Here is a 21,469-nt window from a genome sequence, read left to right as displayed (position 1 = left end):
CGTGCCTCCTTCAGACGGGTCGTGGTGCGGGACGGAGCAGTCGGTGCGGGTTCGCGACCCCCAGGGCGTGGGCGAAGGCCTCGCCCAGACCGGGATCGCTCCTCGGGTCGAACGCCTCTGCGTAAGGTGCGTCCGACCCGAGGACGAGCGGGTCGACGCCGACGACGCGAGCGGTCGCGTCGACGGCGCGGGCGCCGTACGAGGAGGTCTCGTAGAAGACGCCGGGGTCGACGGCACCGAAGGTGCCGCCGCGAGCGACGAGGCGCTCGTGGTGGAGCGGGGCGAGGCCGGCCAGGCCGACGAAGCAGATCCGCAGGTCACCGAGCAGGCTGCGGCCCGCCACGTGCCAGGCGTACCAGGCGGCGGCCTGCTGGGCGGGGTACGACGCCAGGGCGGGCCACCAGCACGGGGTGCCGACGGCGCCCGCCGGCGCGGGACCGGGGTGGACCATCACCGGCAGGTCGGCACCCTCCGCGAGCGCGAGGCGGGGTGCGAGGCGCTCGAGCGACGCGGGGTCGGTCATCGCGGTCGCGGGCACCTGCAGCCCGACCACGTCGGGGCGCGAGAGCGTCGCGGCCAGGTCGCCCAGGTCGGGGTCGGCCAGCGCCGGGGCCGCCCACCGGCGGTGGTGGCTCTCGACCTCGCCGGTGTGCCAGGCGTCGAGCAGCGGCCGCGCCTCGTCGGGGTGGAGGTGCTCGATGCCGAGGGGGCTGGAGAGTGACAGCAGGGTGGTGCCGACGCCGTCCGCACGGTCCTGCTTGGCGCGGAGCTCGAGGTCGTGGTCCGCCGCGTCCACCTCGTACGGCGCCTCGCCGTCGAGGTGGAGCGTCCATCCGTCAAGGTACGGCGCGCGGCGGCGACGGCGCAGCGCGTCCACCAGCGCTGCGGGCCACACGTGCTGGTGGCAGTCGACCGTCTCCCCTGCGTGCATCAAAGTAGAGTAACTAGGTTGGCTTTATCTGCAACTCAGGAGCGCTCTCCGGCGCGTCGGCTGTGGAGAGCGGGCCGCACGGCAGCACCGATCACCGGTCACTCGACGGGTGTCGGGACGCGAGGGGGTGGTGCGGCCTCAGAGGGGGCCGCGACGCTTGCGCAGCTGCTCGTCGAGCCAGACCTTGGCGGTGCCGGCGTACCCGGCGACGTCGTGGACGAGACCGCCGATCGTGTCGGTGGCGTTGCCGAAGGCCTCGGTGTAGCTGGCCGCGGCGTCCTTCGCGGCGCTGCTCATGCTCGCCTCCGCGTCGTCGATCCGGCGGGGGTAGCCGCCGCCGACGAACCGGGCGTACTCGCCCGTCTCGATCCACCGCCGCAGCTCCGCGGCGCGAACGACCGCGAACGGGTGGCTGGCGTTCTCCACGAGCAGCATCTTCAGCACGGAGTCGCGTAGGCCGCCGGCGCCGAGGTACTCCTGCCCCTGGGCCTGGAACGACGTCGGGTCGAGGTCGGCGAGGTGACCACCGCTGGCAGTCTGCATGTGCACCCGCAGCGCGATCGCCGGGTCCTGCGTCGCGAGCAGCGCGGCCCGGTCGGCGGAGAGCTCGGACTTGCGCGACCACTCGTTGAGCGCCGCGATGATCCCGCGGATCGCCAGGCCGCCGACCGGCACCGCGTTGAGGACGCCGCTCAGCGAGATCAGCCGCATCAGCAGGGTCTGGTAGAGCGCGTGACCGCTCAGCGCGTGACCGAGCTCGTGGGCGACCACGAAGCGGCGCTCGTCGGAGTCGAGCAGCGCGACCAGCCCGCTGGTCAGCACGATGAACGGCTTCTTGATCCCGATCGTGAACGCGTTGATCGTCGGGTCGGCGACCACGAACATCTCGGGCAGCTCGGTGCCGAGACCGCTGCCCTCCCCCGTCGCGTCGAGCACGCTCGCGACGTCGAGCAGGGCGTAGTGCAGGTCCGGGAACTGCCGCTCGTCGACCCGCACCGCGGTGCCGAGGAACGCGAGCCGCACCGCCCGCTCGTTGACCAGCCCGACCACGGCCTTGAGGACGGTGTCGAAGCCCTTCAGCTTCCGAAGCGCCACCAGCGCACCGCGGTCGGCCGGGTGCTCCCAAGCGCGGGAGCTGATGCCGGGCAGCGGCGTACGGCGGCGCATGGGTGCGGCGGTCATGACCTCACCCTTCCACCACCGCTGGCGTCGTACACCTGCCTGAACCGGCACGCGGGGTGACCGGGCTCAGTCGAGGACGAGCCGCTGGTGGCCGTCGAGCAGCTCGCGCGCCGCGTCGAGGTGGCCGGCGTGGGTGGTGGTCTCGACGAGCACGTGCAGCAGGATCTCGCGGGCGTCGTCGTACGGGATCCCGCCGTCGTCGTCGAGGGCGGGCGCCGTGTCGGGTGCCGTCGCCAGGACGATCTGGTCGGACCGGGCGCACTCGGCGCGGTAGGCCTCGAGCTCGGCGGCGATCGTCGTGGGCTCCTCCAGGGTCCACCCCTCCCGGCCGACCGGCAGCCACACGTCCTGCCCGGCGAGGACGCGGGCGAACCACCACCGCTCGACGTCCAGCGCGAGGTGGCGGACGACGGCCAGCGGCGACCAGCCCGACGGCAGCACCGGCCGCCGGGCCTGCTCCTCCGTCAGCCCCTCGAAGACACCCTCGACGTGGCGTCGCTTCGCGCGCAACCACTCGAGGGTGAGGTCACGGTCGGGGTGCGCTGAGGCCATCGGGTCATCCTCGCAGGACGGTCACGGGGTCTCGAGGCTCGTCGCCGAGGCTCCTCGCACCTCGACCACCGATCGGTCCGACCACCGATCAGCCCGGCCGGCGACCGGTCAGCCGGTGACGCCCTCCTCGGTGAGGAACTGCTCGGCGACGACGGCGGGGTCGGCCTTGTCGAGCTGCACCATGGCGAGGTACTCCGTGAGGTTCTCGGTGGTCAGCGCCGCCGAGACGGCGTTGAGCGCCTCCTCGACCTCGGGCGTGACGGCGTCCGAGCGGATCAGCGGCAGGATGTTCTGCACCGCGAAGAGGTTCTCGGGGTCGTCGAGGACGACCCAGTCGTTCTCCACGATCGAGGAGTCGGTGGAGAAGACGCTGGCCACGTCGACGTCGCCGTCGAGCAGCGACGTCTTGACCAGGGGTCCGCTGGAGTCGAGGGGCTTGTACTCCTCGAACTCGAGGCCGTAGACGTCGCGGAGGCCGGGGACGCCCTCGGTGCGGTTCTCGTACTCGGGGCTCGCACCCAGGACGAGCTGGTCGGCGACCGGCTCCAGGTCGGCGATGGACTCGAGGTCGTACTCCTCGGCCGTCTCGCGGGTGACGGTCAGCGTGTCCTTGTCCTCCGCCGTGGAGCGCTCGAGGGTCTCGCTGCCCTCCGGCAGCACGTCGGCGAGCGCCGCGTCGACCTCGTCGGAGGTGTTGACGTCGTCCGGGACGGCGTCGGGGGCCACCAGGTAGGCGAGCAGCGCCCCGTTGTACTCGGGCAGCAGGTCGATCGACCCCTGCTCGAAGGCCTCGAGGTAGACCTCGCGGGCGCCGATGTTGGGGGTGTACTCCACCTCGACGCCGGCGTCCTCCAGGGCCTGGCCGTACATCTGCATCAGCAGCTCGTTCTCGGGGAAGTTCGCCGAGCCGACCGTGATCGAGTCGGCGTCGGTACCCCCCCCACCCCCGGTGAGGGGGTCGCCGCCGCCGTCGGAGCCGCATGCCGTCAGCGCCCCACCCAGCAGCAGGGAGAGCGCCGCGGCCCCGACGGCGGCGCGGGTCACGAGATCACGCCCTCGTCGGTGAGGAACTGCTCGGCCACGACCGAGGGGTCGGCGTTGTCCAGCTGGACCATGGCGAGGTACTCCGTGAGGTTCTCGGTGGTGAGGGCCTCGGAGACGGCGTTGAGCGCCTCCTCGACCTCGGGGGTGACGGCCTCGGACTGGATCAGCGGCACGATGTTCTGGGCCAGGTAGAGGTTCTCCGGGTCCTCGAGCACGACCCAGTCGTTCTCGGTGATCGCGGAGTCGGTGGAGAAGATGTTGGCGACGTCGATGTCGCCGTTCTCCAGCGCCTCCTTGGTCAGCGGACCGCCGGCGTCGAGGGCGCGGAACTCCTCGAACGTCAGGCCGTAGACCTCCTCGAGCCCGACGAGGCCCTGGAAGCGCTCCTCGAACTCGGGACCGGCGCCCACGACGAGCTGGTCGGCGACCGGCTCCAGGTCGGCGATGGAGGCCAGGTCGAACTCCTCGGCGGTCTCCTGGGTGACCGTCAGGGTGTCCTTGTCCTCGGCCTCGGACTGCGGCAGGGTCTCGCTGCCCTCGGGCAGGACGTCCTGGAGCGCGTCGTAGACCTGGTCGGGGTCGGTGACGTCCTCGGGCACCAGGTCGGGCGCCAGCAGGTACGACAGGAGCGCGCCGTTGTACTCCGGCAGCAGGTCGATCTCGCCGCCCTCGAACGCCTCGAGGTAGACCTCGCGGGCGCCGATGTTGGGCTGGTACTCGACGTCGACGCCGGCGTCCTCGAGGGCCTGGCCGTACATCTGCATGAGCAGCTCGTTCTCGGGGAAGTTCGCCGAGCCGACGGTGATGGTGCTGGTGTCGCCGTCGCCCCCGCCGCCGGACAGCGGGTCGCCCCCGCCGCCGTCGTCGTCGGAGCCGCAGGCGGTGAGGGCGCTGCCGGCGAGCAGGGCGCTCGCGGCGAGGAGGACGGTGGAGCGGGTACGACGCATGGCTGGTGCCTCTCGTGGTTCGGGACGGGTCGGTGAGGTCAGGTCGAGGAGCCCGCGTGGCGGGACGTGGTGGTGGCCGAGCCGAGGGCCTGGGCCGTGTCGTGGCCGCGCTCGGCTGCGCGCCGGGTGCGGCTCGTGGTGCGCCGCTTCGCCGCGCGCCCGTCGGTGCCCGGGGACACCAGGACCCGCTGGACGCCGGAGATGGCCAGGTCGAGCAGGACGGCGAGGACGGCGACGAGCACGGAGCCGGCGACGACCCGGGGGTAGTCGCGCAGCGCGAGGCCGCTGAACAGGTAGCGGCCGAGGCCGCCCTGGCCGACGTACGCCGCGATGGTGGCGGTGGCGACGACCTGCAGGACGGCGTTGCGCAGGCCGCCCATGATGATCGGCAGCGCCACCGGCAGCTCGACCTGCGTGACGATCTGCCGCTCCCGCAGGCCGATGCCGCGGGCGGCGTCGACGACGGCCGGGTCGACCGAGCGGATGCCGGCGTACGTCGTGGTGAGGATCGGCGGCACCGCCAGCGCGACGAGGGCCGCGATGACCGGGACGAGGCCCAGCCCGGCGAGGGCGAGGACCAGGAACAGGATGCCGATCGTCGGGACGGCGCGGGCCGCGTTGCCGAGGTTGATCGCGAAGAACGCGCCCTTGTTGGTGTGGCCGATCAGCAGGCCGATGGGGAAGGCGATGACGGCCGCGACGAGGACCGCGACCGCGGTGTAGCCGAGGTGCTCCAGGATGCGGGTCGGGAAGCCGTTGGGGTCGAACGTCCAGTTGGCCCCGTCGAGCAGGTAGGAGAAGTAGCCGCCCATCTCAGGCCCCCTGTCGCAGTCGGGTCCACGGCGTGACCGCCCGCTGGACCAGGACGATCACCAGGTCGGCGACGACGGCGAGGGCCACCGACAGCACCAGGCCGATCACGATGGGGGGCGGGTAGAACCCCAGCTGGAACCCGCGGGTGAAGAGCTGGCCGAGACCCCCGATGCCCACCAGCGCGGCGATGCTGGCCATCGAGACCGACGCGACGGTCGCGACCCGCAGGCCGGACAGGACGACGGGCAGCGCGAGGGGCAGGTCGACGGCGAACCAGCGCCGCACCGGCTTGTAGCCCATCGCCGTCGCGGCCTGGACGATCAGCGGGTCGATCGACGACAGGCCGTCCGCGGTGGTCCGCACGAGCAGCGCGAGGCCGTAGATCGTCAGCGCGATGACGACGTTGTTCGGGTCGAGGATGTTCGTCGACAGGATGCCGGGGATCACGAGGATCAGCGCCAGCGACGGGATCGTGTAGAGCACGCTCGACAGGGTCAGCAGGGGCACCCGCAGCCAGCCGTAGCGCACCACGAGGAAGCCGAGCGGCAGCGACAGGACGAACGCGATGACGACGGGGACCAGCCCGATGTAGAGGTGGTCCCGCAGCGCCTCGAGCACCGTCGAGTAGTTGATCTCGAGGTACTCCACCAGGTCGGAGAAGAACTCCACGACTCAGCCCTCGGCGCCCGTCGTGGACCGGCCGTGGCTGCGCAGCCGCTCGAGCTGCCGGGTGCGGAGGTGCTCGGCGACGACGGCGTGCCGGACGAGGCCGTCGACCCGCCCGCTGCCGTCGACGCGGACGGCGGCGCCGGCCGGGGACAGGATCGCGAGGTCGGTGACGCGCCGCATGGTGTCGGTGGCGGTGAAGGTGCCCTCGGTGGGAAGGCGGCTCTGCCCGTCGCCGTCCCAGCCCAGCGCGCGGCCGTCGCTGTCGAGGGCGAGGCGCAACCCCTCGACGACGGTGTCGGCGGGCTCGACCGGCAGGTGCTCGGCGGTGGTGAAGGACAGCCCGCGGTAGCCGCGGTCGCGACCCACGAAGCCGGAGACGAAGTCGCCGGTGGGGTCGGCCAGCAGCTGGTCCGGCGGCGCGAACTGCGCCAGCTTGCCGCCCTCGGCGAAGACGGCGACGTGGTCGCCGAGCTTGATCGCCTCGTCGATGTCGTGGGTGACCATGACGATGGTCTTGCCGAGCTCGCCCTGCAGGCGCAGGAACTCCTGCTGCAGGTCGTCGCGGACGACGGGGTCGACGGCCGAGAACGGCTCGTCCATGAGCATCACCGGCGGGTCGGCCGCGAGGGCGCGGGCGACGCCGACGCGCTGCTGCTGGCCGCCGGAGAGCTGCGCGGGGTAGCGGTCGGCGAGCTCGGGGCGCAGCCCGACGCGGTCGAGGAGCTCCCGGGCCTGGGCGCGGGCCTTCTTCTTCGGCGTCCCCGCGAGGATCGGGACGGTCGCGACGTTGTCGACGACGGTGCGGTGCGGGAAGAGACCGGCGGCCTGGATGACGTACCCGATGCCGCGGCGCAGGTCGGCGGGGTCGGAGTCGCCGACCGGCTTGCCGTCGATCCGGATCTGGCCCGAGGTGGGGTCGATCATCCGGTTGATCATCCGCAGCGACGTGGTCTTGCCGCAGCCGGACGGACCGACCAGGACGGTGATGGCGCCGTCCGGGATCGTCAGGTCCAGGTGGTCGACGGCGGTGGTGCCGTCGGGGAACGTCTTCACGACGTCGTCGAACTCGATCACTGCCGTCCTCCTCGGGGGCACCCTCTCCCCTGTCGGAGTGGGCGGCTCGTGCTTGTTCGAAGACAGATCAAACCACGCCAGTACCCACGGATCGCGCAGTCCTAGGCTCCGGACGTGGACGGAGACACCGAATACCCGACCGGCACCCACCGGCGGAGGTACCGCGCGCCCGCCCGGCCGGTCGCCGTCCCGGGTCTCGGACCCCACCTCGTGGCGGCCTTCGCGCACGCCGGCCCGGACGACGACCCGGTCATCGACCTCACCCTCGACGAGGCCGCCCTCGCCCCCGTGGTCCGCGGTCACGGGGCCCTCGCGTCGGCGCGTCACGAGGGCGCGGTCTACGGCCTCACCACCGGGGTGGGCGCGCTGCGCCACGTCGCGGTGGCCGAGGACGACTCGGTCGACCTGCCCGGCACCCCGCCGCCCATGACGGACGAGGAGGCCCCCGGCGGGGTCGGCGTACGACCCCACGGCAACCACACGCTGCGGCTGTGGCGCAGCCACGCCGCCGGGCTCGGCCCCGAGCTCGACGAGCCCACCGCCCGGGCGGCCATGCTGATCCGCCTGCACCAGCTGCTGCGCGGCAGCTCCGGGGTCCACCCGGCCCTGGTCGAGGCGCTGGCACTGGCGCTGCGGACCAGGGCCGTCCCGTCGGTCCGGCCGATGGGGGCGATCGGGACCTCCGACCTCAGCGGGCTCGCCCAGCTCGGCCTGACGCTCGTCGGTGAGCTGCCCTGGCGCTCCGGCGGGATCCCGGCGGCCCCCGCGGTGTCGGGCGACGGCCTGCCGTTCCTGTCCTCGAGCGCGGTCACGACGGCGGTGGGTTCCCTCGCCGTACGACGCCTCGTGGGGCTGTCCCGGACCGCGGAGGCCGTCGGCGCGCTGTCGCACCTGGCCCTGCGCGGCGCCGCCGAGGCGTACGACGCCCGCGTCCACGCCGGCAAGGACGACCCCGAGGCCGTGCGCGTCGCCGCCCGCATGCGGCACCTGCTGGGGCTGGACGACCCCGGCGTGCGCCGCGAGCACAGCCGGCTGCAGGACCCCTTCAGCCTGCGCTCGCTCCCCCAGGTCCACGCCCCGCTCGTGGAGGCGATCGCGGCGGCGGAGCGGGCCCTGACGGCCGAGATCGGCGCCGCGGCGGAGAACCCGATCCTCGTCGACGTGTCCGCGCTGCACCACGGGCAGTTCCACACCCAGCGGCTCGCCGCGGCGCTGGACGCGACCCGCGCGGCGACGTACGCCGTCCTGGCTCTGTCGACCTCGCGCACCAGCGCGCTGCTCAACCCCGACCTGACCGGGCTGCGGGCGTTCCTCGCGGCCGGGCCGGCGGACAGCTCCGGGCTGATGATCGTCGAGTACGTCGCCGCCGACCTGCTCGCCCGCGCCCGCGGGCTGACCCTGCCGACCAGCACCGGGCACGCGGTCGTCTCGCTCGGGCTGGAGGAGCACGCGAGCTTCTCGACCCAGGGGGCGCTGGCCACCGACGACCTGTCGCGGCTGACCTCGGACCTGCTCGGGGTCGAGCTGCTCACCGCCGTCCGCGCGCTGCGCATCGCCCCCGAGCGGCTGGCGGACTGCCCCGCCCGTCGCCTCTACGAGGAGGCTGCGGCGGTGCTGCCCGCGGTCGACGAGGACCACGTGCTGGGCCCGGGCCTGCGGGCGGCGGCCCAGCTCGTGCGCGACCACTCCGACCAGCTCGCGGACGCCTAGGGGGAGATCTGCCCTAGCCGCCGAACGCCACGCCGAACAGGCGACCGACGCCGTAGGTGAGCGCGAGCCCGAGCGCCCCGCCGAGCACCACCCGGGCGACGGCGACCCGGACCCGGCTCCGTCCGAGCCTCGCGCTCAGCGCCCCGGTGGCGCCCAGCGCGACGAGGACCGCGACCACGGTCACCGCCACGCGGGTGGCGGGGGTGGCCAGGAGCATCGCGGCCAGCGGCAGCAGGGCACCGAGGGTGAACGCGAGGGCGGAGGCGCCGGCGGCGTGCCAGGGGTTCGTGAGGGCCTCGGGGTCCAGGTGCAGCTCGACCTCGGCGTGGGCGCCGAGCGCGTCGTGGGCGGTGAGCTGCGTCGCCACCTCGCGCGCCGTGTCGGGGCGCAGGCCCTTGGCCTCGTAGAGCAGCGCGAGCTCCGCCAGCTCCTCGTCGGGCGTCGCGGCGAGCTCGGCGCGCTCCTGGTCGAGCTGGGCGGACTCGCTGTCGCGCTGGCTGCTGACCGAGACGTACTCGCCGAGCGCCATCGACACCGCGCCCGCGACCAGGCCCGCCACCCCGGCGGTGAGGATCGCGGACCGCGAGGACGTCGCCCCGGCCACCCCGACCACCAGGCCCGCGGTGGACACGATGCCGTCGTTGGCCCCCAGCACGCCGGCCCGCAGCCAGTTCAGGCGGGCCGCCATCGAGCCCGGCTCGTGGTGGACGGGCCCGGCTGCGCTCATGGTCCGGAGACTAGGGCGTGCCCGTCGTCCTCGACGGGGCGCAGCTCGTCGGCGTACGAGACCGACCAGCGGCGCATCACGCCGTCGTCGGAGATGGCGTACTGGCCCATCCGCCACAGCGGCGGGGAGTAGGCGTGGATCGAGACCGAGCCGTCCACGGCGCCGCTCATGCGGTGGATGTGGTCGGGACCGAACGCGAAGGAGCGGCCGGCGGGCACGGTCCGCGACGCGGCCTCGCCACCGAGGCGGGGGCGCCTCTCGACGACCGCGCCGTCGGTGACCACGACGGCGCCGGCCGAGGTGTCGTGGTCGTGCCACCCGGTGTCGTCCACGGTGTCCCAGCACAGCAGCCAGACGTCGACGTGCTCGTCGCGGTGGAGGCTGACGTAGTGGCGTCCGCCGGCCCGCTCGCGGGCGCTGTCGTGGGCGACGTGGTGCCGCCAGAGCTCCGGGCGGGCGGCCAGGCGCTCGACCCAGTCGCGGAGCTCGGCCTCGGCGAGCGTGCGGCCGGGGAGCTCGGGCAGCTCCAGGTCGTCCCGCGGGTGCGACGCGTCCGGGGCGAGGGTCATCGGGGGCCTCCCTGCAGCAGGTGGAGCGGGTTGGTGGAGCGGACGGCGCGGGCGAAGGCCTCGCCCAGCCCGGGGTCGGCGGCGAGGTCGGTGGCGACGGCGTACGGGCGGTCCGAGCCGAGGACCAGCGGGTCGACGCCGACGACCCGGGCCATCGCGTCGACGGCGCGGCCGCCGTACGAGGAGGTCTCGTAGAAGACGCCGGGGTCGATCACCCCCAGCGACCCGCCCCGCTGCGTCAGCCGCTCGTGGTGCAGCGGCGCGAGCCCGGCGAGGCCGACGAAGACGACCCGGAGGGTGGGCAGCAGGGCGCGGCCCGCGACGTGCCAGGCGTGCCAGGCGGCGGCCTGCTGGGCGACGTACGACGTCAGCGCCGGCCACCAGGAGGGCAGCGCCTCGGCGGTCGGCGCGGCGGGGCCGGGGTGGACGAGCACCGGCAGCCCGGCGGCCTCGGCGACGGCGAGCGTCGGGGCCAGCGCCTCGAGGCGGCCCGGGGTCGCCAGGGCGTCGGCCGGGACCTGGAGCCCGTGGACCCTCGGGTGGGCGAGCGTGGCGGCGAGCTCGCAGGGGTCGGGCTCGACGAGCCGCGGCGCGGCCCACAGCCCGTGGCCGTCGTCGAGGTGGTCGGCGAGGCCGTGCCACGCCTCGAGCAGCGGCGCGGACTCCGCGGCGGGGAGCCGCTCGATGCCGAGCGGTGCGGACAGCGACAGCAGCGTCAGGTCGACACCGTCGGCCCGGTCGGTCGCGCGGCGGGCCGCGAGGTCGTGGGCGGCGGGGTCGACGGGGCAGGCGGGTTCGCCGTCGAGGTGGAGCTCCCAGCCCTCGAGCCGGGGCGCGCTCCTCCGCCGTCGCAGGGCCTCGACGAGGGGCTCTGGCCACAGGTGCTGGTGCACGTCGAGGACGGTCGGCGGGGAGGATGGGAAGCGCTTCACAACAGGAGAAGTGAAGCGCTTCACACAGGGTCACGTCAACTCGTCGTCGGCCGCCTACGATGAGGCGGTGGTCAAGCGCCCGACGCTGCAGGACGTCGCCGTCGCCGCAGGCGTCTCGCCCGCGACGGCGTCGTACGCGCTGCGCGGACAGCGGGGCGCGGACGCCACCGTCGAGCGGGTGCGGCAGGCCGCCGAGCGGCTCGGGTACGACGCCGACCCGATCGCGCGCGCCCTCGCCACCGGCTCGACCGGGACGGTGGGGGTGCTCTGCGGCTCGACCCGGGACCTGTGGCAGCAGCGGCTCGCCGTCGACCTGTCGCGTGCCCTGATGGCGCGGGGGCGGCACGCGGTCGTCGCGGACGCGGACGGCGACCCGTCCCGCGAGCGCGCCCTGCTGGAGAAGCTGCGCGAGCAGCGCCCCGACGGCCTGCTCGTGGCGCCGCTCGACCCCGGCGCCGAGCACTGGTACGACGTCGCGGAGCGGTTCCCGGTCGTCTGCGTCGGCGAGCGGCTCCCCCGCGCCCCCTCGGCCGGGGCGGTCGTGTTCGACAACGACGCGGGCATGGCGCAGGTCTTCGACCACCTCGCCACCCTCGGCCACCGCCGTGTGGCCGTGGTGCTCCCGGCACGGCCGAGCACGCCGGACCGGCCCGCCGAGCACCTCGTACGACGGCACGCCGCGCGGGTCGGGGTCGAGGTCGAGCTGCTGCGCCCGCCCCCGGCGTCCGCGGACGTCACCGCGCTGCGCGACCACCTCGCGGCGAGCCTGACGGGTCCTGCGGTCGGGGTCACCGCCGTCTTCTGCCTCAGCGACTCGCTCGCCTTCGCGGTGCTCCGTGCCGCGGCGGTGCGCGGGCTCGCGGTCCCCGGCGACCTCTCGGTGGTCGGGTTCGAGGACCTCGACGTCGCCGACCTCGTCGGCCCCGGCCTGACCACGATCAGCTGGGGGACGGACGGCGTCGTCGACGCCGCCGTCGGCCAGCTGCTCACCAGCATCGAGGGCGAGACCACCCCCGTCCGCAGCACCATCGCCCCGCGGCTCGTCGTCCGCGGGTCGACGGGGCCACGGTCCGGGTAGTCCCTGACGGTGCGACCCCGATCCGGCCCCGCACACGGTCGGAACGTCAGGGACTACCCGCGCAGGGGGCCAGTCAGGAACCGGCGAGCAGCGGGCCGTCGAGGAGGTGCTGGAGGTCCTCGCCCCAGGGGCGGTCGAGGGTGGTCGCCGGCAGGACGGCGGCGAGCTCGTCGAGCAGCGAGGCCAGCGGGGGCGGGGCGTCGGCGAGCAGGTGGGGGGCGAGCAGCCGCGCCTGGTGGACGGCGAGGAGCCCGCAGGCCTGGACCTCCCGGGCCGCGCCGAGGGTGAGCCGCAGCTTCTCCGCGGCCTCCAGCGCGAAGGTCTGCACGTCCTCCTGGCCCCCGGAGGTCTCGACCGGGCCGAGCGGCGTGGACGCCCAGCCCGAGACCGCGTGGACGGCGGCCGCCGCGCGCTTGTGGACGGCGACCAGCCCGCCGTGCGGGCCCGGGTCGGAGGAGAGCTGGGCGGGCAGCCCGGAGACGACCGGGTCGAGCATCCGGTGCAGCCGGGCCGCACCGACCGCGGCGGTGTGGGCGAGCGCGACCCGCAGGCCGTCGAGACCGGCGGCGAGGTCGAGGCCGTGGAAGCCGGCGGTGCCGACGAAGGTCCCGTCCTCCGGCAGCCACGCCGGGGAGTCGGTGACGCCACCGAGCGCACGGTCGACCGCCCCGTCGAGCGCCGTGGCCTGCCGGGCGAGGTGCGCCAGGACGGGTCCGACGACCCGGAACGACACCGGCGCCTGCAGCCGCCTCACCGGGGCGGTGGGCGTGACGGGCGGGAGGGCCGCGGCGAGCTCGGACAGGACGCCGGCCAGGACGCGGTCACCGCGGGCGAGCGGCGGGGCGTACGGGTCGCGGCTGGCCCCGACGAGGGCGACCTGCGCGGCCGCGAGCCGGGTCTCCAGCGCGGCGGCCCGTCGTACGTCGTCGGCGCGGAGCAGGGCGAGCGCGGTCGCGACGGGCGTGCCCTGCAGCAGCGACAGGCCCTCCTTGGGGCCCAGCGCGACCGGCCCCACCCGCGGGGCACGGCCGAGCCAGCGTCCGACGCCGGCGAGGTGGCCGAACGCGTGGGCCAACGGGATGATCTCGCCGGCCGCGCCGGACCCGGTCCGGGGGACGGCGGGGACGGCGCCGTCCACGAGCAGCGCGGCGAGCCAGCCGCAGAGGTCGGCCGAGACGCCCGCGTCCCCGGACAGGAAGGTCCGCAGCCGCACCGCGAGCAGCGCGCGGGTCTCCCTCGGCTCGAGCCAGGGCGGTCCCCCGACGGCGCGCGCGAGCATGAGGCGCGCCGAGTGGTCGGTCTGCTCCTCGGAGGAGAGCTCGACGTCCGCGAGCGCGCCCATCCCGGTGGAGACGCCGTACGCCGGGGTGCCGCCGGCGAGCGCGGACAGCACCTCGTCGCGGCGTCCGCGCAGGGTCGTCAGCAGGTCGGGCGCCAGCTCGACGTCGGCCCCGCGGGCGACCTCGAGGATCGCGGCGGCGTCGAGGTCGTCGGGCCGGGCGACGTCGAGGGACTCCCCCGTCGACGGGCTCACCGGTGGGTCACCGGTAGCGCACCATCGTCCCGACGTCCGCGGCCTCCGCGCGCTGCAGCAGCAGGTGGCCGACGGCGACGTCGAGGATCGACAGCCCGCGGTGCCAGAACAGGATCCGCTCGGCGTCGGACTCCCGGCCCGGCCGCTCGCCGGTGACGACGGCGCCCAGCTCCGCGTGCAGCGTCTCGGCGGTGAGCGCCCCGGAGCGGAGGTGGGGCCGCAGCGCACCGAACTCGCCGGACTGCGCCTCCCGCCAGTCGTCGACGACGACCTTGTCCACGACGTCCAGCAGGTCGGGGGCCAGCGCGGAGACGGTGCCGTACGGCACGAGCAGCGACCCCTCCTTCAGCAGGTCGGTGGTGATCAGCGGCGCGGGCTCGACCAGGCGGGTGGCCTCCACCGCGATGTCGGCGCCGTCGAGAGTCGCCTCGGTGGACTCCGTGACCACGACGGGGGTGTCGAGGTCGGCGCGCAGCCGCTCGGCGAACGCCTCCCGCGACTCCGGGCGGCGGCTCGTCACCCGGATCTCGTCGAGGTCGAACATCGCGTCGAGCATCACGATGTTCGCGTACGCCGTCCCGCGCGCGCCGAGGTGACCGAGCACCTTGGCGTCGGACCGGGCGAGCCGCCGCGCACCGACCGCGGTCATGGCGCCGGTGCGGACCTCGGTGATCCAGGTGGCGTCGAGGATCGCGGCGGGCACCCCGGTGAGGGGGTCGTACAGCGTGAGCAGCGCGAGCTCGCTGGGCAGGCCGACGGTGTAGTTGTCGACGTAGTCGCCGACCACCTTGACCCCGGCGACGCCCTGCTCGCCGAGCGTGGTGACGCTGCCGCGCAGCACGTTGAAGTGCCCACGGCCGCCGTTGTCGGGCACGAGGTGGGTGCGCGGCTCGAACACGGTCTCGCCGCGGCCGTGCGCCGCGACGACGGCCTCGCAGGCGTCGACGACCTCGGCCGGCGTCGGCGCCAGGGCGTCGACGTCCGGTCCGGAGAGGAACCGCAGCCAGAGGGGATCGCTCATGGGGTCAGCCTCCCAGTGGGATGCGCACGCCCCGCTGGGCGGCCACCTCGCGGGCGCGGTCGTAGCCAGCGTCGGCGTGGCGGATGACACCCATGCCGGGGTCGTTGGTCAGCACGGCCTCGAGCCGGGCGCGGGCGAGCTCGGAGCCGTCGGCCACGCAGACCTGGCCGGAGTGGATCGAGCGGCCGATGCCGACGCCGCCGCCGTGGTGCAGGGAGACCCAGGAGGCGCCGGACGCGGTGGCGACCATCGCGTTGAGCAGCGGCCAGTCGGCGATCGCGTCGGAGCCGTCGAGCATGGCCTCGGTCTCGCGGTACGGCGAGGCGACCGACCCGCAGTCGAGGTGGTCGCGGCCGATGACGACCGGTGCCTTGAGCTCACCGGAGGCGACCATCTCGTTGAACTTCAGCCCGGCGAGGTGGCGCTCGCCGTACCCGAGCCAGCAGATGCGGGCGGGCAGGCCCTGGAAGTGGACCTTCTCGCCGGCCATCGTCAGCCAGCGGCGCAGCTTCTCGTCCTCGGGGAACAGCTCGAGGACGGCGCGGTCGGTCGCGGCGATGTCGGCGGGGTCGCCGGACAGCGCCACCCAGCGGAAGGGGCCACGCCCCTCGCAGAACTGCGGACGGATGTACGCCGGCACGAAGCCCGGGAACTCGAAGGCCCGGTCGTAGCCGCCCTTGCGGGCCTCGTCGCGGATGGAGTTGCCGTAGTCGAAGACCTCGGCGCCGGCGTCCGCGAACTCGACCATCGCCCGGACGTGGGCGGCCATGGAGGCCTGCGCGTCCTTGGTGAAGCCCTCCGGGTCGCGGTCGCGGTCGTCCTTCCAGTCCTCGAAGGCGACACCGGTCGGCAGGTAGGACAGCGGGTCGTGCGCGGAGGTCTGGTCGGTGACGACGTCGATCGGGGCGTTCCGCTCGAGCAGGGCCGGGAAGACCTCGGCGGCGTTGCCGAGCAGGCCGATCGACAGCGGACGGCGGGCGTCCCGCGCCTCGATCGCGAGCTCCAGGGCGTGGTCGAGGTCGCGGGCCTCGACGTCGAGGTAGCGGTGCTCGATGCGCCGCGCGATGCGGGCCGGGTCGACCTCGACGCAGAGCGCGACGCCGTCGTTCATGGTCACCGCGAGCGGCTGCGCGCCGCCCATGCCGCCGAGCCCGGCGGTGAGGGTGATGGTGCCGGCCAGGGTGCCGCCGAACGACTTGTCGGCGACGGCGGCGAAGGTCTCGAAGGTGCCCTGGAGGATGCCCTGGGTGCCGATGTAGATCCAGGACCCGGCGGTCATCTGGCCGTACATCGTGAGCCCGAGCTCCTCGAGGCGCCGGAACTCCTCCCAGGTGGCCCAGTCGCCGACCAGGTTGGAGTTGGCGATCAGCACGCGCGGCGCGTGGGCGTGGGTGCGCATGACGCCGACGGGCTTGCCGGACTGCACGAGCATCGTCTCGTCGTCCTCGAGGCTTTGCAGGGTGGCGACGAGGGCGTCGTACGCCTCCCAGGAGCGGGCGGCGCGGCCGGTGCCGCCGTACACGACGAGGTGGTCGGGGTCCTCGGCCACCTCGGGGTCGAGGTTGTTCATCAGCATCCGCAGCGCTGCCTCGGTCTCCCAGGACTTGCAGGTCAGCTCGGTGCCGCGGGCGGCGCGGACCGGCCGGGCACCCTCGGTGCTGAGGAGCGAGTTGGGCGGGGTCGTCGGGGTGCTCATCGAAGTTCTCCGATCGTGGCGGTGACGGCGTCGAGGACGGCGCCGGAGGCGACCAGCGCGACGCTGGCCTCGATCTCCGGCGAGAGGTGGCGGTCGGGTCCGGGGCCCTCGACGCCGTGCTCGCGGAGCAGGCGGACGACGGCGGCGGTGGCCGGGGACGGCGTGAGCGGCGCCCGCAGGTCGAGCGCCCGGGCGGCGGTCATGGTCTCGATGGCGACGACCCGGGCGAGGCCGTCGACGGAGCGGCGCAGCTTGCGGGCCGCGCCCCACCCCATGGAGACGTGGTCCTCCTGCATGGCCGAGGAGGGGATCGAGTCGACGCTGGCCGGGACGGCGAGCCGCTTGAGCTCGGAGACGACCGCGGCCTGCGTGTACTGGGCGATCATCAGCCCGGAGTCGACTCCGGGGTCGTCGGCGAGGAACGGCGGCAGGTCGTGGCTGCGGTTCCGGTCGAGGAAGCGGTCGGTACGACGCTCGCTGATGCCGGCGACGTCCGCCGCGGCGATGGCGAGGAAGTCGAGGACCTGGGCGACGGGGGCGCCGTGGAAGTTGCCGTTGGACTCGACGCGGCCCCCTCGGAGCGTGTCGTCGCCGTCCTCGCCGAACAGCACCATCGGGTTGTCGACGACGCTCGCGAGCTCCCAGCCGGCGATGCGGTCGGCGTGGTCGAGGGTGTCACGGGCGGCGCCGTGGACCTGGGGCGAGCAGCGCAGGGAGTAGGCGTCCTGGACGCGGTGGCAGTCGGGGCCCCGGTGGGAGGCGACGACGCCGGAGTCCGTCAGGATCGCGACGAGGTTGGCGGCGCTGGCGGCCTGCCCGGGCTGGGGTCGCAGCGCCATCAGCTCGGCGGCGAACACGCGGTCGGTGGCGAGCTGGCCCTCGACGCTCATGGCCGCCGCGACGTCCGCGGAGCGCAGGAGCACCCGCAGGTCGTGGATCGCCAGGACGAGCATCGCGAGCATGCCGTCGGTGCCGTTGATGAGCGCGAGGCCCTCCTTGGCGGCGAGCTCGACGGGCTCCAGGCCGGCGGCGGCGAGCGCCTCGGCGGCGGGCATCAGGACGCCGTCGGCGTCCCGGACCTCGCCCTCGCCGATCAGCGCCAGCGCGCAGTGGCTGAGCGGCGCGAGGTCGCCGGAGCAGCCGAGCGAGCCGAACTCCCGGACCACGGGCGTGATGCCGTGGCTCAGCAGGTCGGCGAGCAGCTGCGCCGTGACCCGCCGTACGCCGGTGTGGCCGGTCGCGAGCGTCGAGAGGCGCAGCAGCATGAGGCCGCGGACGACCTCCCGCTCGACCTCCGGGCCGGAGCCGGCGGCGTGGCTGCGGACCAGGGAGCGCTGGAGCTTCGCCCGCATGTCGGCGGGGATGTGGCGGGTGGCCAGCGCGCCGAAGCCGGTCGAGATGCCGTACGCCGGGGTCTCCCCCGCGGCCAGCTCCTCGACGACCGCGCGGCCGCGGTCGAGGGCGGCGTGCGCGTCCTCGGTCAGCCGGACGGCGGCGCCGCCGCGGGCGACCGCGACCAGCTGGGCGGGGGTGACGGGTCCGGGGCCGACGTCGACCGTGGTCTCGTGCGTGGCTGTGCTCACGTGTCCCATGGCACACCCGCGGCAGCCCCGGCCACCAGCACCGACGGCCCGGTGCTGTCTCGGATGTGAGACCGGTCAGGCGGCGTCGGACCCGCGATCGCCCCGGACGGCGCGGAAGGCGAGGCGGGCCCCCAGCAGGGCGACGAGGACCCCGATGACCACGGACGGCAGCAGCAGGGGCACCTCGAAGGCCCAGAGGGCGCCCAGGACGAGGAGCGCGAAGGCCACGTTGGCGGCGAAGGCGCGCGCCTCGCGGGCCACGGTCGGGAGGGGGCGGAGGGCGTTCATGTCGGAGATCAGGCTCATGACCCGAGCCTCGCGCCGACCACGCCGCCCCGGCAGTGCCTCGTCTCATCGGTCCCCCGTGACGAATGGCACCACCGGGGCGTGCACCCGCCACCCCCTAGCGGCGCCGACCCGAGAAGAGCAGGACGACGACGACCAGGGTGAGGACCACCCCCGCGGCGGCGAAGACCACCAGGGGGGTCGGCACGTCCGGCACGAAGAACGCCGGCAGCGACGAGACGGCGTTGACCACCAGCGCCCCGGCGAGGACCCGCAGCCAGACCCGGGAGCGCGTCCGCCACGCGGCGACGGTGGCCACGGTGCCGATCACGCCCAGGGCGACGACGAGGACCAGGATCGCGAGCGGCGGTCCGGTCTCGCCCTCCGGCGTCGGGACGGGGACGAGGCTGACGACGCTCATCAGGCCGCCGATCACGAGTCCCGTCCGCTGCGCGCGGGAGAGGGACAGGCGGTCGTCGAGGCCGCGGACGGCCCGTGAGTCGGGGTGGGCGCTGGTGCTCATGGGGGCTCCTGGAGGGACGGGCCGGTCCCGCTGACCGGCGGTGGACCGAGACTCCGTCGCGCCCGCCCGCACCGGGAGGGCGCTGCTTCCCATCCTCGCTCCCGACGGCCCCTCCGGGACCGGGACGTTCTTCCCGCGCTCCCGGGCCCCACCCGCGCGATGATGGACCGGTGGAGCAGCCTCCGGACCCGGTCCGGGTGGTCCTGGCGGACGACCACCCGGTGGTGCGTCGCGGGCTGCGGGCGCTGCTCGACACGCTCCCGGGCGTGCAGGTGGTGGGGACCGCCGCCGACGGCGAGGCGGCCGTCCGCGAGGTGCAGCTGACCCGTCCCGACGTCGTCCTGATGGACGTGCGGATGCCCGGGATCGACGGCATCGAGGCCACCCGGCGGATCCGCGGGAGCACACCCGGGACGGCGGTGCTGGTGCTCACGATGGTCGACGACGACGCGGGCGTCCGGTCGGCCCTCCGCGCCGGCGCCCGCGGCTACCTGCTGAAGGAGTCCGAGCAGGACGAGATCCTCGGCGCCATCCGGGCCGTCGCCGCCGGCCAGCTCGTCCTCGGCGGCGCCGTCGCCGACCGCGTCGGGGTGTTCCTGGACGGCGACGACCCGGTCCCCGCACGCCCCGCGCCGCCCTTCGCCGGGCTGACCGACCGCGAGCGGGAGGTGCTGGACCTGCTCGCCGGGGGGCGGTCGACGTCCGCCATCGCGGGGGCCCTGTTCCTCTCCCCGAAGACGGTCAGCAACACCCTCACCCGGGTCTTCACGAAGCTCGGGGTCGGCGACCGCACGGCCGCCGTGATCCTCGCCCGCGAGGCGGGGCTGGGACGGGGCGGTGACCCCGCGGCGGACGCGCCGTGAGCACCGAGGTCGCGCTCGCCCTGGTGGCCGCCTCCTGCCTCGGCAGCGCGGGCGTCGCGGCGGGCACAACCCGACTCCGCCCCTTCGCCGTCCTCCTCGCGCTGGTCGCCCTGACCCTCGGCGCCGGAGCCGTCGCGGGACTGCTCGGCGCCGACACCGCTCGCGGGGCCCTGCTCGTCGTGGGCTACTTCGCGGTGGCGCCCGTCGCCCTCACCGCCTACCCGCGCCCGGCCTGGCGCGACCCGTCGACACCGCTGCTCGCCCTGGTGGGGGCCGGGTGCGGGGGCGCGGTGCTCCTGGTCCCGAGCGAGGACGTCGCCGAGACGGCCGGGCTGCTGCTCGTCCTCGGGGTGGTCGGTGCGGGGTGGTGGAGGGTCGAGCGGTCGGACGGACAGGAGCGGCAGCTGCTGCTCTGGGCCGCCCTGGTGATCAGCCTCGGGACGCTGGTGCCGGCGCTGCTGGTCTTCGCCACCACCGGGAACGGCCTGGCGGTCGCCTCCGCCGTCGCCGGGTCCGTGGTCCCCGTGGCGCTGGTCGCCGGCGGCCGCCGCCCGGAGTCCGACGTCCGCTCCCTGGTGGTGCCCGCGGTCGTGACCGCACTGACGGGCTGCGGGTACGTCGCCGTGCTGGTCACGACGTGGCGGCTCCTCGACGCCTCGGGGACCGACGTCAACCGGGGCGGTCAGGCGCTGGTCGGCTTCGTCCTCGCGCTGGCGGTCACGCCCGTGGCCCGGCGCCTGCGCGGCGTGGTCGACGAGGTCCTCTTCGGCCACCGCACGGACCCCCTCGCCGCGGCCGCCCTCGCCACGGGCGCCATCGGGCAGGCCGGCGACGACCCTGCCGCGGCGCTGGCGGCCGTGCGCGAGGCGCTGGTGCTGCCCGGGCTCGCCCTGCACGTCGACGGGTCGGTCGCCGCCAGGGTCGGCGAGCTCGACCCGGCGCGCACCCTCCGTCTCTCGATCGCCGACGACCCCCCGGTCACGCTCGAGGTGGCGCTGCGTCCCGGCGACCTGCGGCTGTCGGCCCCCGACGACGACGTCCTGCGCATCGTCGCGCCGCTGCTCGCGCAGACCGTCCACGCCCGTCGGCTGGCGACCGAGCTGCACGCCTCCCGGGGCCGCGTGATCACGGCGGTCGAGGAAGAACGCCGCCGCCTGCGCCGCGACCTCCACGACGGCCTCGGCCCCCGGTTGTCCGGGATGGCCTTCACGACCGACGCGGCCCGCAACGTGCTCGCGGGCGAGGACCCCTCCGCCGCTGCCGACCTGCTCGCCGACGTCCGCGCGTACGCCGTCGCGGCCGTGGAGGAGGTGCGCGGGCTCGTCGCCGGCCTCCGACCGCCCGCGCTCGACGAGCTGGGCCTCGCGGGGGCGCTGCGGCAGCACGCGGCCGACGTACGCCGGCACGACGGGCACCCGCTCCGGGTCACGGTCGACGCGGGCGACCTCGGTGAGGTGCCCGCGGCGGCGGAGGTGGCGGCGTACCGCATCGCCGTCGAGGCGCTCACGAACGTCGCCCGCCACACCCGCGCGACCGCGGCGCTGGTCGACCTCGGGCGCGAGGGCGACGTCCTGACGCTCACCGTCACCGACGACGACCGCACCGCCACCGACGTCGGGTGGCGACCGGGGGTGGGGCTGACGTCCATGGCCCAGCGGGCGGAGGCCCTGGGTGGCTCGCTCGAGGCACGCCCGACGCCGGTGGGTGGTCGGGTGTGCGCCCGTCTCCCGCTCTGA

General features: G+C 75.0%; 21 protein-coding genes. 4 read left to right on the top strand and 17 right to left on the bottom strand.

Annotated features, from left to right (window positions below; all coding sequences use genetic code 11):
- Positions 1 to 10: 10 nt before the first annotated feature.
- From Q0858_RS11160 to Q0858_RS11125, 8 genes are all read right to left on the bottom strand, one after another.
- On the bottom strand, positions 11 to 931 hold the full coding sequence (locus Q0858_RS11160) for an amidohydrolase family protein (RefSeq protein ID WP_299054025.1): 921 nt from the start codon (positions 929 to 931) through the stop codon (positions 11 to 13).
- 138 nt (positions 932 to 1,069) lie between these two features.
- Entirely contained in the window at positions 1,070 to 2,113 is a 1,044-nt protein-coding gene (locus Q0858_RS11155) for a M48 family metallopeptidase (RefSeq protein WP_299054022.1), read from the bottom strand.
- A 66-nt stretch (positions 2,114 to 2,179) separates the two neighbouring features.
- Positions 2,180 to 2,665 carry a DUF664 domain-containing protein gene (locus Q0858_RS11150; protein ID WP_299054019.1) on the bottom strand — a complete coding sequence of 162 codons (486 nt, stop codon included), beginning with the start codon at positions 2,663 to 2,665 and terminating at the stop codon, positions 2,180 to 2,182.
- A gap of 108 nt (positions 2,666 to 2,773) precedes the next feature.
- Positions 2,774 to 3,709 (bottom strand): ABC transporter substrate-binding protein, encoded by a 936-nt coding sequence (locus Q0858_RS11145; protein ID WP_299054016.1) that lies wholly within the window; start codon positions 3,707 to 3,709, stop codon positions 2,774 to 2,776.
- A complete protein-coding gene (locus Q0858_RS11140; protein WP_299054013.1) occupies positions 3,706 to 4,656 on the bottom strand; it encodes an ABC transporter substrate-binding protein in 951 nt (316 codons plus the stop codon). The genes Q0858_RS11145 and Q0858_RS11140 overlap by 4 nt, the downstream gene beginning before the upstream one ends.
- Before the next feature lie 38 nt (positions 4,657 to 4,694).
- Entirely contained in the window at positions 4,695 to 5,468 is a 774-nt protein-coding gene (locus Q0858_RS11135; protein ID WP_299054010.1) for an ABC transporter permease, read from the bottom strand.
- Between the two features lies 1 nt (position 5,469).
- Positions 5,470 to 6,138 (bottom strand): ABC transporter permease, encoded by a 669-nt coding sequence (locus Q0858_RS11130; RefSeq protein WP_299054007.1) that lies wholly within the window; start codon positions 6,136 to 6,138, stop codon positions 5,470 to 5,472.
- Positions 6,139 to 6,141: 3 nt separating this feature from the next.
- Entirely contained in the window at positions 6,142 to 7,212 is a 1,071-nt protein-coding gene (locus Q0858_RS11125) for an ATP-binding cassette domain-containing protein (RefSeq protein WP_299054004.1), read from the bottom strand.
- A gap of 114 nt (positions 7,213 to 7,326) precedes the next feature.
- On the opposite strand from Q0858_RS11125, the gene Q0858_RS11120 reads away from it, so the two are divergent.
- Positions 7,327 to 8,922 carry an aromatic amino acid ammonia-lyase gene (locus tag Q0858_RS11120; RefSeq protein WP_299054001.1) on the top strand — a complete coding sequence of 532 codons (1,596 nt, stop codon included), beginning with the start codon at positions 7,327 to 7,329 and terminating at the stop codon, positions 8,920 to 8,922.
- 13 nt (positions 8,923 to 8,935) lie between these two features.
- Here the strand turns inward: Q0858_RS11120 and Q0858_RS11115 are convergent, their stop codons facing one another.
- The 3 genes from Q0858_RS11115 to Q0858_RS11105 are packed head-to-tail and all read right to left on the bottom strand — an operon-like array spanning position 8,936 to position 11,111.
- A complete protein-coding gene (locus Q0858_RS11115; protein WP_299053999.1) occupies positions 8,936 to 9,649 on the bottom strand; it encodes a VIT family protein in 714 nt (237 codons plus the stop codon).
- The gene (locus Q0858_RS11110; RefSeq protein WP_299053996.1) at positions 9,646 to 10,218 is read right to left on the bottom strand and encodes a cysteine dioxygenase family protein; all 573 of its coding nucleotides are present in this window, start codon (positions 10,216 to 10,218) and stop codon (positions 9,646 to 9,648) included. Before Q0858_RS11110 ends, Q0858_RS11115 begins: the two co-directional genes overlap by 4 nt.
- The gene (locus Q0858_RS11105) at positions 10,215 to 11,111 is read right to left on the bottom strand and encodes an amidohydrolase (protein ID WP_299053993.1); all 897 of its coding nucleotides are present in this window, start codon (positions 11,109 to 11,111) and stop codon (positions 10,215 to 10,217) included. The genes Q0858_RS11110 and Q0858_RS11105 overlap by 4 nt, the downstream gene beginning before the upstream one ends.
- A 106-nt stretch (positions 11,112 to 11,217) precedes the next feature.
- Between Q0858_RS11105 and Q0858_RS11100 the strand changes: the two genes are divergently transcribed.
- Complete coding sequence (locus Q0858_RS11100) at positions 11,218 to 12,228, top strand: LacI family DNA-binding transcriptional regulator (RefSeq protein ID WP_299053990.1); 1,011 nt, start codon at positions 11,218 to 11,220, stop codon at positions 12,226 to 12,228.
- Between the two features lie 73 nt (positions 12,229 to 12,301).
- On the opposite strand, the gene Q0858_RS11095 is transcribed toward Q0858_RS11100, so the two are convergent.
- The 6 genes from Q0858_RS11095 to Q0858_RS11070 all read right to left on the bottom strand — a co-directional run bounded on the left by Q0858_RS11095 (position 12,302) and on the right by Q0858_RS11070 (position 18,870).
- Positions 12,302 to 13,762: an aromatic amino acid lyase gene (locus Q0858_RS11095; protein ID WP_299053988.1), complete on the bottom strand. Its 1,461-nt coding sequence runs from the start codon at positions 13,760 to 13,762 to the stop codon at positions 12,302 to 12,304.
- Between the two features lie 7 nt (positions 13,763 to 13,769).
- Positions 13,770 to 14,783 carry an ornithine cyclodeaminase family protein gene (locus Q0858_RS11090; RefSeq protein ID WP_299053985.1) on the bottom strand — a complete coding sequence of 338 codons (1,014 nt, stop codon included), beginning with the start codon at positions 14,781 to 14,783 and terminating at the stop codon, positions 13,770 to 13,772.
- A gap of 4 nt (positions 14,784 to 14,787) precedes the next feature.
- Complete coding sequence (hutU, locus tag Q0858_RS11085) at positions 14,788 to 16,479, bottom strand: urocanate hydratase (protein WP_299053983.1); 1,692 nt, start codon at positions 16,477 to 16,479, stop codon at positions 14,788 to 14,790.
- Complete coding sequence (gene hutH / locus Q0858_RS11080) at positions 16,476 to 18,062, bottom strand: histidine ammonia-lyase (protein ID WP_299053980.1); 1,587 nt, start codon at positions 18,060 to 18,062, stop codon at positions 16,476 to 16,478. The genes hutU and hutH overlap by 4 nt, the downstream gene beginning before the upstream one ends.
- A 75-nt stretch (positions 18,063 to 18,137) precedes the next feature.
- Positions 18,138 to 18,368 (bottom strand): hypothetical protein, encoded by a 231-nt coding sequence (locus Q0858_RS11075; protein ID WP_299053977.1) that lies wholly within the window; start codon positions 18,366 to 18,368, stop codon positions 18,138 to 18,140.
- 97 nt (positions 18,369 to 18,465) lie between these two features.
- Positions 18,466 to 18,870, bottom strand: coding sequence for a hypothetical protein (locus Q0858_RS11070; RefSeq protein WP_299053974.1), 405 nt, complete (start codon positions 18,868 to 18,870; stop codon positions 18,466 to 18,468).
- Between the two features lie 170 nt (positions 18,871 to 19,040).
- On the opposite strand from Q0858_RS11070, the gene Q0858_RS11065 reads away from it, so the two are divergent.
- Both Q0858_RS11065 and Q0858_RS11060 read left to right on the top strand, forming a co-directional pair.
- Positions 19,041 to 19,733 (top strand): response regulator transcription factor, encoded by a 693-nt coding sequence (locus Q0858_RS11065; protein ID WP_299053970.1) that lies wholly within the window; start codon positions 19,041 to 19,043, stop codon positions 19,731 to 19,733.
- The gene (locus Q0858_RS11060; RefSeq protein WP_299053967.1) at positions 19,730 to 21,469 is read left to right on the top strand and encodes a histidine kinase; all 1,740 of its coding nucleotides are present in this window, start codon (positions 19,730 to 19,732) and stop codon (positions 21,467 to 21,469) included. Before Q0858_RS11065 ends, Q0858_RS11060 begins: the two co-directional genes overlap by 4 nt.

Source organism: uncultured Nocardioides sp. (assembly GCF_947489365.1).
Classification (GTDB): Bacteria; Actinomycetota; Actinomycetes; order Propionibacteriales; family Nocardioidaceae; genus Nocardioides.
Note: the sequence above shows the minus strand (reverse complement) of the source record. Positions and strands in the feature narration are given on the sequence as shown.